Source organism: Cytobacillus sp. EB106-05-05-XG126 (assembly GCF_058791715.1).
This window is the reverse complement of record NZ_JBYTDU010000001.1, coordinates 120112-136558: the sequence shown is the minus strand read 5'-3', so window position 1 is coordinate 136558 and position 16447 is coordinate 120112. Positions and strand designations below refer to the sequence as shown.

At 42.5% G+C, this 16447-nt stretch carries 17 protein-coding genes; 10 read left to right on the top strand and 7 right to left on the bottom strand.

Translation table 11 applies throughout. The annotated features are described in order from the left end of the window. Positions 1-64: 64 nt before the first annotated feature. Entirely contained in the window at positions 65-529 is a 465-nt protein-coding gene (locus tag AC3WTL_RS00705) for a DinB family protein (RefSeq protein ID WP_197249346.1), read from the top strand. Between the two features lie 411 nt (positions 530-940). Here AC3WTL_RS00705 and AC3WTL_RS00700 read toward each other — a convergent pair whose 3' ends face one another. After that, positions 941-1126 carry a histidine kinase gene (locus tag AC3WTL_RS00700; RefSeq protein WP_492368778.1) on the bottom strand — a complete coding sequence of 62 codons (186 nt, stop codon included), beginning with the start codon at positions 1124-1126 and terminating at the stop codon, positions 941-943. Between the two features lie 226 nt (positions 1127-1352). On the opposite strand from AC3WTL_RS00700, the gene AC3WTL_RS00695 reads away from it, so the two are divergent. The 5 genes from AC3WTL_RS00695 to AC3WTL_RS00675 all read left to right on the top strand — a co-directional run bounded on the left by AC3WTL_RS00695 (position 1353) and on the right by AC3WTL_RS00675 (position 5864). Then, the gene (locus tag AC3WTL_RS00695; RefSeq protein WP_492368777.1) at positions 1353-2201 is read left to right on the top strand and encodes a YitT family protein; all 849 of its coding nucleotides are present in this window, start codon (positions 1353-1355) and stop codon (positions 2199-2201) included. 177 nt (positions 2202-2378) lie between these two features. Further along, complete coding sequence (locus AC3WTL_RS00690; protein WP_492368776.1) at positions 2379-3008, top strand: NAD(P)H-binding protein; 630 nt, start codon at positions 2379-2381, stop codon at positions 3006-3008. 15 nt (positions 3009-3023) lie between these two features. Continuing rightward, positions 3024-4631 carry an FMN-binding glutamate synthase family protein gene (locus AC3WTL_RS00685; protein ID WP_048010369.1) on the top strand — a complete coding sequence of 536 codons (1608 nt, stop codon included), beginning with the start codon at positions 3024-3026 and terminating at the stop codon, positions 4629-4631. Positions 4632-4986: 355 nt separating this feature from the next. Further along, positions 4987-5364, top strand: coding sequence for a hypothetical protein (locus tag AC3WTL_RS00680; protein ID WP_048010370.1), 378 nt, complete (start codon positions 4987-4989; stop codon positions 5362-5364). Continuing rightward, on the top strand, positions 5361-5864 hold the full coding sequence (locus AC3WTL_RS00675; protein WP_197249150.1) for a hypothetical protein: 504 nt from the start codon (positions 5361-5363) through the stop codon (positions 5862-5864). Before AC3WTL_RS00680 ends, AC3WTL_RS00675 begins: the two co-directional genes overlap by 4 nt. Positions 5865-6059: 195 nt before the next feature. Here the strand turns inward: AC3WTL_RS00675 and AC3WTL_RS00670 are convergent, their stop codons facing one another. The 6 genes from AC3WTL_RS00670 to AC3WTL_RS00645 form a co-directional block, all read right to left on the bottom strand. After that, positions 6060-6842 (bottom strand): alpha/beta fold hydrolase, encoded by a 783-nt coding sequence (locus AC3WTL_RS00670; protein WP_222498671.1) that lies wholly within the window; start codon positions 6840-6842, stop codon positions 6060-6062. A gap of 14 nt (positions 6843-6856) precedes the next feature. Further along, the gene (locus tag AC3WTL_RS00665) at positions 6857-7186 is read right to left on the bottom strand and encodes a GNAT family N-acetyltransferase (RefSeq protein ID WP_222498669.1); all 330 of its coding nucleotides are present in this window, start codon (positions 7184-7186) and stop codon (positions 6857-6859) included. A gap of 214 nt (positions 7187-7400) precedes the next feature. After that, positions 7401-8009 (bottom strand): ankyrin repeat domain-containing protein, encoded by a 609-nt coding sequence (locus tag AC3WTL_RS00660; protein ID WP_222498667.1) that lies wholly within the window; start codon positions 8007-8009, stop codon positions 7401-7403. A gap of 40 nt (positions 8010-8049) precedes the next feature. Beyond that, entirely contained in the window at positions 8050-9273 is a 1224-nt protein-coding gene (locus AC3WTL_RS00655) for an amidohydrolase (RefSeq protein ID WP_222498665.1), read from the bottom strand. Positions 9274-9299: 26 nt separating this feature from the next. After that, positions 9300-10538, bottom strand: a complete 1239-nt coding sequence (locus AC3WTL_RS00650; RefSeq protein WP_048010376.1) for an amidohydrolase family protein — start codon at positions 10536-10538, stop codon at positions 9300-9302. 83 nt (positions 10539-10621) lie between these two features. Further along, positions 10622-12199 carry a glutathione ABC transporter substrate-binding protein gene (locus tag AC3WTL_RS00645; protein ID WP_222498663.1) on the bottom strand — a complete coding sequence of 526 codons (1578 nt, stop codon included), beginning with the start codon at positions 12197-12199 and terminating at the stop codon, positions 10622-10624. A gap of 281 nt (positions 12200-12480) precedes the next feature. Between AC3WTL_RS00645 and AC3WTL_RS00640 the strand changes: the two genes are divergently transcribed. From AC3WTL_RS00640 to AC3WTL_RS00625, 4 genes are read left to right on the top strand one after another with little or no spacing between them, the layout of a single operon-like run. Beyond that, on the top strand, positions 12481-13383 hold the full coding sequence (locus tag AC3WTL_RS00640; protein WP_048010378.1) for an ABC transporter permease: 903 nt from the start codon (positions 12481-12483) through the stop codon (positions 13381-13383). A 22-nt stretch (positions 13384-13405) separates the two neighbouring features. Continuing rightward, positions 13406-14326: a nickel ABC transporter permease gene (gene nikB, locus AC3WTL_RS00635; protein WP_048010379.1), complete on the top strand. Its 921-nt coding sequence runs from the start codon at positions 13406-13408 to the stop codon at positions 14324-14326. A gap of 19 nt (positions 14327-14345) precedes the next feature. Then, positions 14346-15362 carry an ABC transporter ATP-binding protein gene (locus AC3WTL_RS00630; RefSeq protein WP_048010380.1) on the top strand — a complete coding sequence of 339 codons (1017 nt, stop codon included), beginning with the start codon at positions 14346-14348 and terminating at the stop codon, positions 15360-15362. A 1-nt stretch (position 15363) separates the two neighbouring features. Then, positions 15364-16359, top strand: a complete 996-nt coding sequence (locus AC3WTL_RS00625) for an ABC transporter ATP-binding protein (protein ID WP_048010381.1) — start codon at positions 15364-15366, stop codon at positions 16357-16359. Positions 16360-16447: the final 88 nt, after the last annotated feature.

The following is a 16447-nucleotide window of genomic DNA, read 5'->3' as shown; positions in this document are numbered from 1 at the left end:
TAAAGGGATTTACACAAGTTTAGTTGAAATTTAATTCTGATTATCTTTTTAGGAGGGAATTAATTTGGAAAGAGCACAAAAGTACTTAACCTATTTTTTATCACATAGAAAGGTGACTAATGAGCTGATCAGGAAGATTGATGAAAAAAATATTGATTATAAACCAGCTGAAACAAGCATGCCGGCGGGCAAGCTGGTTACCCACATGCTCACTTCCTTTTATATGTTTGCCAAAACAGCAAAAGACGGCAGCCCGGCAGTGTTTGGCGAAAAGTTCGATGAAGTTGCCCCCAGCCTAACTGAGGCTGCTGAAAAATTCACCGCGAAAACAATTGAAGTGATTTCATCCTTAACCAGTGAGGAATTGGAAAGAAAAATTGATATGACGGGAATTTTCGGAATGGAACTCAGCGGCAGCCAGCTGCTGCAGATTGCAATGGATCATGAAATTCACCATAAAGGGAACCTGTTTGTTTATGTACGGGAAATGGGCCATACGGAGCTTCCGATGTTTGTGAGCAGAGGGTAAGGAGACGGACGCATCACGCGTCCGTTTTATCGCTGTCTAACGGGCAGTAAGACCCCCACTTTAAGACTCAGAGGAATCAAAGGTGGATAAGCGGGGGTCAAACTGCCCAATCTAGCTGCGGCTCCTAGGGGCTCGAGGTCATAAGCCAATCAGCTGGTGGGAAGAAAGGCACTTCCCTCCAGCTGATTGGCTTATGCTTGTCACCCCTGGGCAGGTCGCCTCGCTTTATAATGTAAAGGCCCGATTAGTGAGATACAGTGAAACTTGCCGACGCGCAGGCAGAGGCTTAGTTGAACCAATCGGGTACGTAGTGTCGATTGATCGAAGCGCTAGCGGAGATCTTAGCGACACTAGAACGCGACTAACAATCAGTGGGGGATAAGGAAAACCCCCACTGATTGAAGTTTCACTTTATTGTTCTTCTTTTTCCGGCTTGAATAAAAAATAGGAGATAACACCTGATAATAGTGCTGCACCGGCTGCTATCATCAAGCGGATCATCAGGTCTATCTGCTGGTAATCCTTATTCAGCATCCACATGGCAGACCCGGCTACAAGTATCATAATGGGAATGACAATAAGCTTTCTATTTTTCAAGATTTCTTACATCCTTTCGTGCTCATGCTAGTCATAACTATTATATAAGAATTAAACAAAAATAGATAATAGCACCCACTTTTGCAAACCCTTCCAATTTTCTTAATTATTAAACCTTATTTTTTTCCTCTCATTCCCTTTACAAAGGGTCTTGATGGGCTTTATAATCCCGTTGTTCCGCTTTTTACGGAATCAGAAAAAAACTATAATAAAGGAGGTTGCGGCGATGCGGCAAAAGCTGTTTTCTTTTATGATGATCAACCTGGGAGCTTTCCTGGTTTCTATAAATGTCCATTTTTTCTTGTCCCCCAATAATTTAGCAACTGGAGGGGTCAGCGGATTGTCGATTATCATGAATGATTTATTTCCAGATTTCTCAATCGGTACATTCATGATTCTTGTCAATTTGATATTGTTTGCAGTTGGGTTTGTTTTTCTTGGATCTGGTTTTGGGACAAAAACCATTTATGCAAGCTTTGCATTGTCCTTTTATGTATGGGCGCTTGAGAAGTTCGCCCCGATGGCTCAGCCGCTTAGTGATGACTTGCTTATCCAGCTGATCATCGGGCAATGCATCGCCGCAACCGGCATGGCGATTGTGTTTAACCAGCAGGCCTCCACTGGCGGTACAGATATCATCGCTATGATTTTTAATAAATATTTAAATATTGAAGTTGGCAGAGGAGTGCTTCTGGCTGATTTAGCCATTGCCCTGTCTTCCGCCGTTCTATTTGGGCCGCAAGTCGGCATGTATGCCTTTTTTGGAGTCATTATTAATGGATTTGTGATTGATTATGCACTTCAGCAATTCAATTCAAATAAGGAAATTGTGATTATCAGCCACCACAGTGATGAAATTAAAACCTTTATAGTTCATGAATTGGGGAAGGGTGCAACCATTCACACGGCAACCGGTGCCTTCACTTCACATAAAAAAGAAGTCATTACAACCATCCTGGGCAGAAAAGATTTTACTAAGCTGAAAAGCTATATTACCCAGGTTGACAATAAAGCATTTATCACAGTACACACGATGAATGAAATACTCGGCCAGAATTTCAAACGGCTGGCATAAACGGCAAAGCTTCATCCGCAAAGGATGGAGCTTTATTTTATATACAGTGAGCCGTCTGAGCCACATAACGATTATAGTTAAACCAGCGCGGTCCTCTTAATGGGCCGCTTTTTGTTTGCCTGATTTTGGTTTTAAATAAACCCCTTGTGGAAAAAAGGTAAAAAAGGAGGCGTTAGCATGAAGGTGATTGTAATCGGTGCCAATGGAGATGTCGGTGAGCATGTAATCAGGAAGCTCGCTGACAGGAAGCATGAAGCTCTTGCCGTTGCGGCAAAGGAAAACCAAATGGAAGTTCTGATCAAGCTGGGAGCAGCACAGGCAATTGTTTATGACGAGGAAAAACTGATCCCCTATCTGCAGGCATCAGATGCCGTGATTTACTTGACAGGCGTCAATCCTAAAAAACATACAGGCAAAACCGTTATGGTCGATCACCAATCTATATCCGACATCATCCAATTGGCACAAAAATCAAATGTCAGGAGATTTGTGATGATGAGTGCAGTTAAAGCGGAGGAAAGCGAAACAGACCCTTCCCGCAAAATTGCGGCGAAGGATCTTCCTGAGGATATGCTCAAAACTGCCAATCTAGTATACACAGTGGTTCGGATTGGCCAATTAACGGACAATCCCGGGAACGGAGCCATTACCCTGTCGAAGAAAATCCATGACCGAAAGGCTGAGATACCGCGCGAGGACGCTGCTGAAGTTCTGGTAGAGTCCCTTAACCAGGAAGCGGTCTTTCATTCAACCATTGAAGCAGCCTCGGGAGACACCCCTATCAGTGAAGCCCTAAGCCAGTTTTAATAGAAGGAGGATAAAATGAGTTTAACAGATTACCTTGTCATTGCATTATTCGTATTTATCTCATTGGTTATTTTTGTCCCTGTCATTCTATTTATTTATTGGTATATAAAAGATGACAGGCAGAAACAGCACTCCATACTGAGGAACTTCCCGGTAATCGGGAAGGTGCGGTACTTCGCAGAAAATGTAGGGCCTGAGCTAAGACAGTACCTGTTCAATAATGATACAGAAGGCAAGCCTTTTTCCAGAAAGGAATACCAGGATGTTGTAAAAGCCGGCAAATACAAAGAAAGATTAATAGGCTTCGGATCGATAAGAAATTTTGACGAAGAAGGCTTTTATATACGAAACACCCTGTTCCCAAAACTGGTTGATGAAATGCAGGTGGATAATACAAGGAAAATAAACACACGTGTCTATAAGGTCGATGGGGATAATCTTTTTTCAAGAAAGGAGCACAGCGAAGAAAAATTGGCTGATCCTTACTATCTTCGGGATGAGGATGCGGTTGTGCTGGGAGAAAAAAGCTGCCGGCAGCCATTCAGGGTTAAAGGTCTTGTCGGACAATCGGCCATGAGCTATGGATCCCTCGGTGAAAAAGCCATTACGGCCCTTTCCAAAGGGCTTGGCCTTGCAGGAGGAACCTGGATGAATACCGGTGAAGGCGGCCTGTCTCAGTATCATTTGGCCGGCAGCCCGGACATCATTATGCAAATCGGCCCTGATATGTTCGGTGTCCGAAAGCCCAACGGGGAATTCTCATGGGAAGAATTTAAAAAGAAAAGCGAAATACCTGAGGTCAAGGCCTTTGAACTTAAGCTTGCACAGGGTGCAAAAACCCGCGGCGGCCATGTGGAAGGCCAAAAAGTAACCGAAGAAATCGCCAGTATCCGGCTTGTCGAAGTCGGGAAAACGATTAACAGTCCAAACCGTTTCTATGAATTTGATAATGTCCCTTCCATGTTCGATTTTATAGAGGAGCTCAGAAGTGTTGGCGGAAAGCCTGTCGGCATGAAAATTGTGGTAGGTGACCTGGATGCTCTTGAAAACATGATTTCCTATATGAAGGAGAGCGGCAAAGGCCCGGACTTCATCACAGTGGATGGCGGTGAAGGCGGAACAGGGGCGACTTATCAGGAGCTTGCGGACAGCGTGGGGCTCCCTATCCAATCCGCCCTGACAGTTGTCGATGAAATGCTGAGGGAGTATGGAGTACGGGACCGTGTGAAAATTATCGCTTCCGGTAAATTAATCACTCCTGATAAAATTGCCATAGCTCTTGCAATGGGAGCAGATCTGGTCAATATTGCCCGCGGTTTTATGATCAGCGTCGGCTGCATTATGGCCGGTGTCTGCCATACCAATCACTGCCCGGCAGGGGTGGCGACAACCGACAAAAAGCTTCAGGATGGATTAATTGTTGAGGAAAAGCATTACCGGGTTTGCAACTATGTCATTTCGCTCAGAGAAGGGTTATACAATCTGGCGGCAGCAGCAGGAATTGATAATCCCACCCAATTTGAAAGAAAACATATTGTCCATAAAGATAAATTCGGGAGAGTCTCTCCCATCGAAGACATTCTGCATGCCGCCAAGCGCGCACAGCTGCAGAAAGAAAACTGAACAAATGGAAGCCCGGTCCTGAATGGCCCGGGCTTTTATAAGAAATAAGATTTACCATCCGCACCTTTTTCTGACATAAAGTGAAACTTCAATCAGTGGGGGGTTCTTTATCCCCCACTGATTGTTAGTTGAACTAATCGGGCTTTTACGGGCAGTTAGACCCCCACTTATCCTCCTTTGATTCCTCTGAGTCTTGAAAAAGGGGTCTTACTGCCCGTTAAACTGCGATAAAAACAGGACTATCGTGTTATTTTGAGGTTATCATTCGAAATCCCCCGGCAATAAAGGTATAATTTAGTTTGGTAAAAAAATAGATACCGAGAAAAAAAGTGTTTACATAAGGGAGGATTTTAGGATGGGATGGGTAATTGCCATATTATTTGGTTCAGCAGTCGTGCTGCTCATTTTATCGTTTTTAAAAACGGCGCAGTCAAAATCAAATATTGAGCAGCAAATTGATCAGGTTACTTTTACACTAAAAAATGAAATTCATGAGCTTCAGCAGCAAATCAGAAATATTGAATTGGACGCAGAGATTACAGCTAAGCAATCGGGAGCTATGAGCGGGCCATCAGAAGAAAGATTGCTGCTTCGCGAAGTACTGGATATGCATAAACGCGGATATTCCAATGAAAGCATTGCATTAAAAAAACAGCTTACGCCTAACGAGGTTGATCTTATGCTCTTGCCTTATTCAGCGAACAAGGGTGAAAGGAGTATGGTTGCCCAATGACACCAAATTCCTTGCGCAGTTTTGCAGCAGGCCTTTTAGCGGCTGCCATTTTGACGGGAAGTGTCTATCTATTTGGACCTTCTGAAGCCAAGAGCACTGAAAAGCCATCGGATAAAGCAGAGAAAGTGGAAAAGCTGTCAGATGAAGAAATGATTGACCTGCTGGCAGCTAAAGGCTACGTCATCAACACGGAAGATGAATGGAGCAAGCAGCTTGCTGCTGCCGCAAAGTCCAGCGAGAAAAAAGAAGACAAAGCAGACAAGAAAACCGATGACAAAACCGGCGAAAAAGTTGTTTACCGGACTATTTTAACCGTATCAATGGGAATGACCAGCATTGATGTGGGGAACGCGCTTGAAAAAGCCCATATAATTGAAAGCGGCATCCAATTCTATAAAGATGTAGAAAAACGCGGTCTTGAGAATGATCTGCGTCCCGGCACGTTTGAAATAGAAAGCGGAATGACGACGGACGAGATTATTTCAGTTATTTTCAAATAAGCAAAAGCTCCTTTTCGGCTTGAAAAGGAGCTTTTTTTCTATATCTCAATCGCAAAAATGATTAATTTGATGGCACAGTGAGAGCTTTATGTGCGCATAACGCCAATTTATGTGCGGATAAGATTTTTTGGGTGCGGATAACACAAATTTATGTGCGGATAAAAAATTTTATGTGCGCTCCAAAACAAAGACTGCTTACTCTTTTAAAAACCCGCGGATAACCTCACCAAGTTCTTCCGGCGCTTCGTACATGCTCATGTGCCCCGCATCATCAATGGTCACCTGCTTGATGTTAGATCCTTTAACTGCAAATGATTTTTCTGGAGGAACAATCTGGTCCTGTTCTCCGGCCACAATTAAGGCTGGGAGCTTTGTACTTTTCAAGACATGACTGCGGTCATCACGCTGTTTCATCGCTTTCAAGGAAGCCTTTGCACCTTCAGCACTTGTACGATAGCCAATTTCTTTTGCCAGTTGAATTTCATCTTGATGTTTCTCCCCTGGTGCAAAAAGCTTCGGCACCAGTCCATCTATAAAGGATTCCACACCCTCTTTATCGATCTTACCGGCTGCTACATCCCTTCCTTTTTTCCCTTCTTCGGAATCCGGGCTGGCTGTTGAATGGATAAGGGAAAAGGATTTCAGCTTTTCCTCATAGGCTTCCGCAAATGCAAGGGTTACATAGCCGCCCAATGAATGGCCGAAAAGAGATACTTTATCAAGTTCCAGCTCATCTATAGCCCCTTTGATTGCTTCTGCCATATTTTCAATAGAGGGTTCACCCTCTGGCAGTCCTGACTCTCCATGTCCCGGAAGATCCATCGCAATGACTCGAAAGTTCTCCGCCAAAATTGGAATGACCCTTGCCCAGTAATCTTTGCTGCCGCAAAATCCATGCAGCAATACAAGCGGCTCCCCTTTGCCTTCATCATAGTATGAAATGGCTGTTCCATTTACATTCATTCTTTTTGCGTCCATTCAGAAAACCTCCTTTAGTTTGCAAGCAAATCCTGATATTCGCTCTTTCGGTCAAAAACAGCTTTGGCATATGAGCAGGCAGGCACAATCTTATATCCCTTGCTGCGCGCCTCCTGAACGACGCTTTCCAGAAGCTTTCCTGCAATTCCCTGTCCGCGCAGGGAGTCGCTTACATATGTATGATCTATGGTTATGACAGAATCGCCGCTTGGAATATACGTAATTTCCGCAATCATATTCCCTTCTTCATCATTCATAAAAAAACGGTTTTCTTCTTTTTGGATATCTGTTTTCATCGCATTTCCTCCTTTATTTAAATATGTCCTTATACTTGATGTTAACATACTGTCTTCGGAATTATTTGAATATCCCTTTCTATATCTTCCCTGCTTAATAAAACTTTTAAACTTTAGTTTTCTTGCGGGTACTTACTATCCTCTTGCATTGCATGCTTCCGCTGCTCAGGGATTCAATCTTGCGGGGACATCTATCTAAACCAAAAGAAATCCCTTTCTGCTATTAAAACAGAAAGGGATTTCTTCCCTAAAAACTTTGCAATTACTCTATACCAGCGGTAAATAAAATATCCACTATTTCTTTGTATCCTTTTCTTCTGGCAAGCTCAATCGGCTTCACACCATATTGGTCTGTTAGACTTGTATAGGCCCCGTGTTCAAGCAATAGCTTTATGATGGCCTGCTGGGTTTCTCCTCCATCATTCAAAACAATGGCTTCAATCAAAGGTGTCCATCCGCAATAATTGGTATGATTTACGTTCATATCTGTAGATGTTAAAAGCTCCCGAACTACTTCTAAATGTCCCTTTTCGCAGGCTGGAGTAAGACCCACTCCGCCAAATCTCGTTAAAAGATTAATATCAGCCCCAGCGCTAATCATCATTTTTACTAACTTCAAATCTCCATGAATGCATCCATATAAAAATGGGTTTAAGCTGGTTTGATCTTGAAGATTAATGTCTGCTCCTGACTCCGCCAGAAAATGAACCAAATCATAATGCTGATTTATTGAAGCAATCAAAATGGCCGTTCGTTTTTTCTTATCTTGCAGATTAATATTAATGCCGCTCTCTATACAGGATTTCAAACATTCAAGGTCACCATTTTCTGCTGCTGTTAATAACACAAGGCTATCATCAATTTTTAACATATGATCCTCCGTAAAATATGGTATTTATACCAGAAACACTCTATGACAGCTGCCCTGCGACCACTTTCCCTCTAAAAATTACCGCTTCTCTTTCAGGTGTTCTCGCAACAGCTTCTGCCGAACACGAAGCATTGACTAGCACCAAGTTTGCTTCTTCTCCCTCAAGCGGCCAACTCATCTCTCCATCCTTGTTTAATGGAACAGGACCTCCAGTGGCCCATTTTAATGATTGTGCCAGAGAAATTTCATCGCTATTGCGATAAAGTTCACCATATCTCGTTACTTTTTCGAGCAGATCTCCATTCCCGAAAGGTCCCCAGGAATCATAGAATCCATCACAGCCCAGGTAAACATTTACACCTTTCCTGTCCAGGAGTTCAATTGGCGGAAGAGATTTTGTTATAGGAATAGTAGACATAATTGACATTCCAAGCCCATTCAATCTTTCCGCCATTTCTTCTGCCTGCGGCACTGGTACTTCCCCTAAACAAAATGCATGGCTTACAGCAGCACGATTGTGCCACTTGGCTTCTTCTATCATTTCAGCAAATTTGTCAATGGTATATAATCCAGCATGTCCGCCATCATGTAAATGGATATCTATATCTGCATCAAATTCTGTACTCAGATTCATAACTTCATAAAGTGACTTTTCAATGTTGCGGTCAATTCCTGCAGGATCAAGACCGCCTACAATGCTGGCGCCAGATCTCATGGCTTCTTTCATGAGAGGAATTACATGTTCCCTTAAAAGACCGTGTTGAGGGAAAGCTACAATTTCGTATGTCAGTTTGTCGGAATAGTCTTCTAGAGCTTCTCTTACGCCCTCCAGGTTCTTTAAGCCAATATAAGGATCAATATTAACATGGGTACGAATATGAGTTGACCCCTTAGAAAGGAGAAGCTCGATCATTTTGCTTGCCCGCTGTTTGGATGTAGGCGCCAATTCCTCAAGCTCCATTGCTTCATACCGTAAACGTTCCTCTAAGTTTTTGACCGGCCTGCATGCCTTCCAATCAAGAGATAGATAGGTCTTATCAAGATGGTTGTGCATCTCTTTAAAAGATGGCAGTGCCAGAAATCCTCTTCCGTCCACCTTTTTTTCATTCTCGGAAATTTTATAAGTGCTGCCCTGTTTTTCTATGATTTTTCCATCTTCAATTTTTAAATGAAAGAGTTCCGTTGTTGTGGTATATGCTCCCTTGTCATCCTGAAGATATCCTGTTTCAAGCTTTATATTTGTTAACCAATGGGAAGTTGACACTGTATAGCCTCCTTTTTGCTCTTAAGCTATGAATTTATCAGGTTTTTCTCACTTCGTTTGCTTTCAACCTTATTGCCTTTGAAAAATAATGCCTCAACCGGTGCTCTTCTTGCAATTGCCTCTGCCGAACATGCCGCATCAACAAGCATCATCGTTGCATCGTCTCCGACTTTTGGCCAAACCCTTTCACCAGCTTTATTCAGAGGAGTAATCCCGCCAGTTGCAAACTTCAAGACTGATGATAAAGAATATTCATCAATCATTCGGAACCTTTCCGCAAGTGTCCCCAGTTTCTGTATGGTGTTTCCTGTTCCGAACGGGGACCAGTGATCGGTGATGCTGTCATGGCCGACTGAAACGGGAATACCGTAACGATCAAGGGCAGGAACCGGAATAGTTGTACGATTAATTGGAATGGTAGTCGTCACGTCAATTTCCTGCTCTTTCAATATTGCCGCCATCTCAGCCAATGCATCTCCGGACAAGTCAGCTAAAGCAATTCCATGGCTAATGGTTGCTCTTCCTGCCATGCCTGCTTCTTTTGTATAATCTGCCATTCTCTCGAATGTAAAAGCTCCCAATGAGTTAGGATCATGAAGATGGATATCGACTCCCTTATTATGCTCTGCTGCGATTTCAAAAATGGTGTGCAGGGACTTTTCAATGTTTCTGTCTACGGTAGCTGGATCAACTCCGCCTACTAACGTGGCACCATTTTTCATAGCATCCCGAATTAACTGAACAGAACCGCTTCTCAGCAGTCCATGCTGCGGAAACGCAACAATGTCATATGTAAGGACATCTTCATATTTCTTTAGTGCATTGACAGTAGCTTCCAAGTTTTTCAGGCCAATTACAGGGTCAACATTACAATGTGTGCGAATGTGGGTATGGCCATTTTTTAAATACAGCTCTATCATTTTCTCAGCACGTTCTTGTGCGGTTGGGAGAAGCTTTGGCAATAGCTCCTTTTCCTCTTCTAATCTAGTGAAAATGCCATTCGTGATCGGTGTACAGGCTTTCCATGGCCCTCCGTAATAGGTTTTGTCAATATGAATGTGCATATCTCTTAAAGAAGGAAGCAGAAGCTTCTGTTTTGCATCAAGCTGGCTTTCATTAGAATCTGGGGCAAGCTGTGAAATTTCTGCAATTTTCCCATCTTCGATTTTCAAGTGGCAAATTTCTGTGCTTGTGCCTGTAATTTGTTCATTTTCGCTGATGAATCCTGTTTCCAGCCGAACATTTGTAAACCATAGAGCTGTCATTCTGATTCCCCCTTAGTATTGAAGATGAAGGAAAAGTACTTTTGCTTCAAAAGTACTTTTCCGTTTCACTCTTTAACTTCTATTTATTTAATGACTGCTTCATCAATCATTAAATAATTGGCAGCATTGAGCCAAAAGCCGCTTACGTTTTTGCTGTGCGCAGCCATATGTTCATAGTTTCGGATTGGTATATAGACCGCATCCTCTAATTCCATTTGCATCACTTTCTCATAAAGATCCTTCCGCTTTGCTTCGTCAGTCTCTCTGCGTGCTTCTTCAATGATTTTGTCTACCTCAGGGTTGCTGTAATAGAAATGGTTTCCGGGAGGTCCCTGTGATGCCGTATGGAATAGATTATACTGGTTATAATCTCCATCTCCCGTGGCATTTCCCCATCCCCCGATAAACAAATCATGCTCAGATTTATCGATTGTATCGATATATGCACCATATTCCATTACCTGAATATCTACCTCAACGCCAATTCCCTTTAATTGCGATTGAATAACTTCAGCCATATTGATGCGTTCTTTTCTATCACTTGTCAGTAATTTAAGCTTAAGCCCGTTTTCATATCCTGCTTCTTTTAGCAATTTCTTTGCTTCATTTAAATCATAATCATAAGGCTTAACATTTTCACTGTGGCCAAACACTTTTGGACTCATCGCAGCATTAGCAAGTGTCCCCACATTGTTGTAAACCCCTTTAATGATTGCTTCTCTCTCAACGGCATGGCTGATTGCTTTGCGGACTTTAACATCATCCAATGGTTTTTTCTTCGTGTTAAAGCCGATGTATTCAACTGCAAGCCCCTCAGCACGGAGAAGTCCCATCGATTCAGAAGCCTCAATTCTCTCAATTTCTGTAACAGGCACCTGATCATTAATATGTGCTTCCCCAGTTTCAATCATAGCCAGCCGGGTCGCGTCTTCAGGAACAACCTTAAAAACAACCTCATCAATACTTGGCTGTTTTCCCCAATAGTTTTCATTTTTCTCCAAGGAAATTTCCTGTCCAGTCTTCCATTCTTTAAAAACAAACGGGCCTGTACCAACAGGTTTCTCTGCAAGCGTCTCCTGGTTTTCGGCCAGCGCCTTTGGACTCATGATGCTTCCTTCGCTGCTTGCAAGAATAGAAAGCAGCGGAGCATATGGATAATCAAGCAATAATTGTATTTTGTACTCATCAATCACTTTTACTTCATTAATCATCGCGAATTTCTCACGCTGAGGAGACCCGGTGTTGGGATCCAGCAAACGGTCAAAGGTGGCCTTCACAGCCTCAGCGTTAAACGGTGTACCGTCATGAAAGGTTACGCCTTCTTTTAGTTTAAACTCCCAGGTCGTATCATCAATGACATTCCATTCTGTTGCCAGCAGCGGCTGAATGTTCATATCTTTATCTGGTTCCACTAAAGTTTCATATACTTTTTGATAAATTATATTTGCTGAAGGTATATCTGTTATAAAGTGAGGATCTAATTTTGTTGCATCTGATAAACGGACAACTGTTAAGGTGCCACCATCCTTTTTACCTTCGGATTCATTGCCAGCTGCCTGCTCTGTTTTTGTTTGTGTAGAACATGCTGTTGACAGCAGCATCATTATGCATAGGAAAATCATTAGCATTCCCTTTCGAAAGTGCTTTCTATCTTTCTCCATTTTTCTCTCCCCTTTTTTTAATAAATAATTCCGATAGTAAAGTCAATGTTCACCGTCCCTCCGTAAATGCTTATCTGCATTATAGAAGATGATGCATTCAGATATTTACAGAATATTTACCTTATTTTTAAATATTTTGACAACTGTTTTAAAAAATATTTACTTTACAGGTAATTTTGATAATTTTAACTAAACGTTTGCAATTCACTCTTTCTTTTGAAAGGAGGAATATCGATTTTCATTTTAGTACTAGTAGAAAAATCTTTTAGGGGGGAAATAAGATGACAGTTCAAGTAAAAACGGAGCAGCCGGAAATAGCTGTAAAGACATTGATCAGCTCTAAGGATTCTAGAATAAAAGATTTTCTTTCTATATTGATGCAAAATAAAGCTGCACTGGCTGGGGCCATTATTATTTTTGTTTATCTATTAATGGCGGCATTTGCACCGCTGCTGGCTCCATATAGCCCATACGAAATTGATTTGGAAAATAAGCTGACTCCTCCATCTGCAGACCATTGGATGGGAACAGATGATAAAGGAAGGGATATTTTAAGCCGAATTCTTTATGGTTCAAGGCTATCAATGGGGGTCGGCTTTGCTGCTGTGTTATTCGGAGCATTTTTCGGAATTATTTTTGGCCTTGTGGCCGGGTTTTATGGCAAATGGGTTGACACCATTATCATGAGGATGATGGATGTTATGCTCGCATTCCCAGGAATTCTTCTTGCGCTGGCCATTATTGCAGCATTGGGTCCAAGTCTGATAAATGTGACCATAGCAGTAGGGGCTTTTTCTGTACCTTTATTTGCAAGGATTGTCCGCGGATCTACTTTAGAAGTAAAGCGCCTTGAGTATATTGATGCAATCCGCTCGCTTGGCGCCTCTGATTTTGTCATTATTTTCAAGCATATTTTCCCGAACATTCTATCACCTATTATTGTTCAAGGGACTCTGCGTTTAGCTACTGCCATTCTGTCAGCAGCTGGATTATCATTTCTTGGACTTGGGGCACAGCCGCCTTCACCTGAATGGGGAACCATGCTCAGCAGCGGGAGGGATTTCTTATTCTCTGCACCGTATATTGCCCTGTTCCCTGGTCTCGCTATTTCCATCCTCGTCCTTGGATTTAATATTTTTGGTGATGGCTTACGTGATGCTTTTGATCCCCGGATGAAAAAATAAAAGCTTTGAGGAGGTTACATCTATGCTGATGTTTATATTACGCCGGATTTTACAGACCATCCCGGTTATTATTGGAGTTACTTTTGTTGTCTTCTTCATTATGCAGCTCGTTCCAGGGGATCCTGCAGTACTTCTTGCCGGTGAAGGAGCCTCAAAAGAAACGATTGAAGCTATTCGTGAACAGCTTGGATTAAATCAGCCTTTATATATCCAATACTTCGAATACTTAACAAATGTGTTTAAGGGGGATTTAGGCGTCTCCTTAAAAAACAGCCAGCCGGTTCTTGATGAAATATTGGTAAGACTGCCAATTACGATTGAACTCGCCTTCTTTAGCATCATTATCACAATCGTTCTGGGAATGGCAGCAGGTATTATTTCAGCTGTTAAACCTTATTCTTTGACCGATGTCAGCGTTATGCTTGTTGCGCTCTTAGGAATTTCACTTCCAAGCTTCTGGTTTGGCCTCATGCTTATGTATTTCTTCTCTGTTAAGCTTCAAATTTTACCTGTAGCAGGATGGGACAGTCTGCTCCATGTCATCTTGCCGGCTATAACCCTTGGAGCAGGAGGAGCAGCAATTGTCGCAAGGATGACCAGGTCGAGCATGCTGGAAGTTATTCGCCAGGATTATATTCGCACAGCACGTGCAAAAGGGCTTCGCGAGCGAATCATCATTTATAAACATGCACTAAGAAATGCACTTATACCAGTGATTACGGTTGTGGGCCTGCAGTTTGGCGCACTCCTTGGAGGTACCGTATTGGTGGAATCGATCTTTGCTATTAATGGCCTTGGAAGAATGATTGTCGATGCAATCCGAATGCGTGATTTGCCAATGGTCCAGGGAGGAGTATTATTTGCCTCACTTATTTTCGTAGTTGTGAATTTATTCGTAGATGTCTTTTATCGGTTCTTCAATAAACGCATTGAACTAAATTAGTTAGGGGTGGTGACTGGACATGAAAGAAATAAACAAGCCAATACTTGAAGTAAAAGGGTTAAAAACCCACTTCACAACAAAGCGGGGAGTCAGCAAAGCGGTTGATGGCATCGATTTTACACTGCATAAAGGGGAAACGCTGGGAATTGTAGGGGAATCCGGATGCGGGAAAAGTATGACCTCCCTCTCCATTCTCCGCCTTATTCCTTCTCCTCCGGGAAAAATTGCCGGTGGTTCCGTTCTTTTTAAAGGAAGAGATTTAGTAACAATGCCAGAGGATGAAATGAGAAAAATTCGCGGGAATGAAATATCTATGATTTTTCAGGAGCCAATGACCTCCTTAAATCCTGTAATCCCGGTTGGAGAGCAAATTGCAGAAGCTTTAAGGCTGCACCAAAAGATGGGAAAAAAAGCTGCATGGGATAAATCAGTTGAAATGCTGAAGATGGTTGGAATCCCCTCTCCTGAAAAACGGGCGAAACAAGAGCCATTCCAATTGAGCGGCGGGATGCGCCAGCGTGTCATGATTGCAATGGCTCTTGCATGTACACCTGAGGTATTAATAGCAGATGAGCCAACGACAGCCTTGGATGTTACGATTCAAGCACAAATATTGGAGCTGATTAAAGAGCTGCAAACAAAGATCGGAATGGGTGTAATTATGATCACCCACGATTTGGGGGTAGTGGCAGAAACTTGTGATAAGGTAGCCGTAATGTATGCCGGCAATATAGTCGAGCATGCTTCCACAGAGCAAATATTTGCTGCTCCAAAGCACCCGTATACCCAAGGTTTATTGAACTCATTGCCTAAAATCCATGAAGATCAGGAAGAATTAATTACGATAGATGGCAGTGTCCCAAGCCCTTACAATATGCCTGCCGGTTGCCGTTTCGCCTCTAGATGCCCTTATGCGGAAGATATATGTGCTGCACAACAGCCTGATCTTGTTGCCTATTCTGATGATAGTAAAGTAAGATGCTGGAAATACACCGACAAGTGGACTGGCAAAAGAGAGAAAGAAGGGGTTGTCTAATATGAACACGGCCGCAGAAAAAAATATCATCCTGCAGGTAGATCGATTAAAACAATATTTCCCGGTTAAAAAGGACTCTATCTTCAAGCCAAAGACATATGTAAAGGCGGTAGACGATATTTCATTTGAGCTTTTTGAGGGTGAAACATTAAGTATAGTCGGGGAGTCAGGCTGCGGGAAATCAACAACCGGACGTGCCATTTTAAGGCTTGATGAACCTACTGACGGAAAGGTTCTTTATATGGGGAAAGATATTTTAACGCTAAATAAAAAGGATATGAGAAAACTTAGAGGTGATTTGCAGGTAATATTTCAAGATCCTTTTGCTTCTCTTAATCCCCGTCAAACGGTGAAACAAATTTTGAATGAAGCCATGGCTATTCAGAACGTGGTTGAAAAATCAAAGCGACAGGAAAGAATGCTGGAACTGCTGGGCTATGTTGGACTTCCTCCAGAAGCGCTTGACAGATATCCGCATGAATTCAGCGGCGGCCAGCGCCAGCGTATTGGGATCGCCAGAGCATTGGCCGTGAATCCGAAATTAATCATTTGTGATGAAGCTGTATCTGCCCTGGATGTATCTATCCAGGCACAAATTCTCAATCTATTAAAGAAGCTGCAAAAGCAGTTTAAATTGACCTTTCTTTTTATCTCTCATGACCTTAGTGTCGTCAGGCATATTTCAGACAGGGTAATGGTGATGTATCTGGGTAAAGTGGTCGAGATTGCAGAGAAAAAAGAAATGTTCGATTCTCCGCTCCACCCTTATACAAAAGCGCTTCTCTCGTCTATTCCAGTCCCGGATCCAACTTTAAAAAGGGACCGTGTAATATTAAAAGGAGATGTACCATCACCAATTGATCCTCCTGGAGGCTGCAGGTTCCATACACGCTGTCCTTTTGCTGCAGAAAAATGCAAACAGGAGGAACCTCCCCTTAGGGAGCTGGTTAATAATCACTTTGTAAGCTGTCATTTCGCTGAAACTCTTCCAGTTTAATACAAATACCTCTATTATGTATAAAATGTTATATTAAAAAAGGGACAGGTTATGATACCTCCCTTTTTTAATACTTAAGGAGAAACGA

Excerpts from the sequence above, each read along its gene's own strand:
- AC3WTL_RS00695 (WP_492368777.1), top strand. The coding sequence starts at position 1,353 with ATGCGGCAAAAGCTGTTTTCTTTTATGATGATCAACCTGGGAGCTTTC.
- AC3WTL_RS00690 (WP_492368776.1), top strand. The coding sequence starts at position 2,379 with ATGAAGGTGATTGTAATCGGTGCCAATGGAGATGTCGGTGAGCATGTA.
- AC3WTL_RS00685 (WP_048010369.1), top strand. The coding sequence starts at position 3,024 with ATGAGTTTAACAGATTACCTTGTCATTGCATTATTCGTATTTATCTCA.
- AC3WTL_RS00680 (WP_048010370.1), top strand. The coding sequence starts at position 4,987 with ATGGGATGGGTAATTGCCATATTATTTGGTTCAGCAGTCGTGCTGCTC.
- AC3WTL_RS00675 (WP_197249150.1), top strand. The coding sequence starts at position 5,361 with ATGACACCAAATTCCTTGCGCAGTTTTGCAGCAGGCCTTTTAGCGGCT.
- AC3WTL_RS00670 (WP_222498671.1), bottom strand. The coding sequence starts at position 6,842 with ATGGACGCAAAAAGAATGAATGTAAATGGAACAGCCATTTCATACTAT.
- AC3WTL_RS00665 (WP_222498669.1), bottom strand. The coding sequence starts at position 7,186 with ATGTTAACATCAAGTATAAGGACATATTTAAATAAAGGAGGAAATGCG.
- AC3WTL_RS00660 (WP_222498667.1), bottom strand. The coding sequence starts at position 8,009 with ATGTTAAAAATTGATGATAGCCTTGTGTTATTAACAGCAGCAGAAAAT.
- AC3WTL_RS00650 (WP_048010376.1), bottom strand. The coding sequence starts at position 10,538 with ATGACAGCTCTATGGTTTACAAATGTTCGGCTGGAAACAGGATTCATC.
- AC3WTL_RS00645 (WP_222498663.1), bottom strand. The coding sequence starts at position 12,199 with ATGGAGAAAGATAGAAAGCACTTTCGAAAGGGAATGCTAATGATTTTC.
- AC3WTL_RS00640 (WP_048010378.1), top strand. The coding sequence starts at position 12,481 with ATGACAGTTCAAGTAAAAACGGAGCAGCCGGAAATAGCTGTAAAGACA.
- nikB (WP_048010379.1), top strand. The coding sequence starts at position 13,406 with ATGCTGATGTTTATATTACGCCGGATTTTACAGACCATCCCGGTTATT.
- AC3WTL_RS00630 (WP_048010380.1), top strand. The coding sequence starts at position 14,346 with ATGAAAGAAATAAACAAGCCAATACTTGAAGTAAAAGGGTTAAAAACC.
- AC3WTL_RS00625 (WP_048010381.1), top strand. The coding sequence starts at position 15,364 with ATGAACACGGCCGCAGAAAAAAATATCATCCTGCAGGTAGATCGATTA.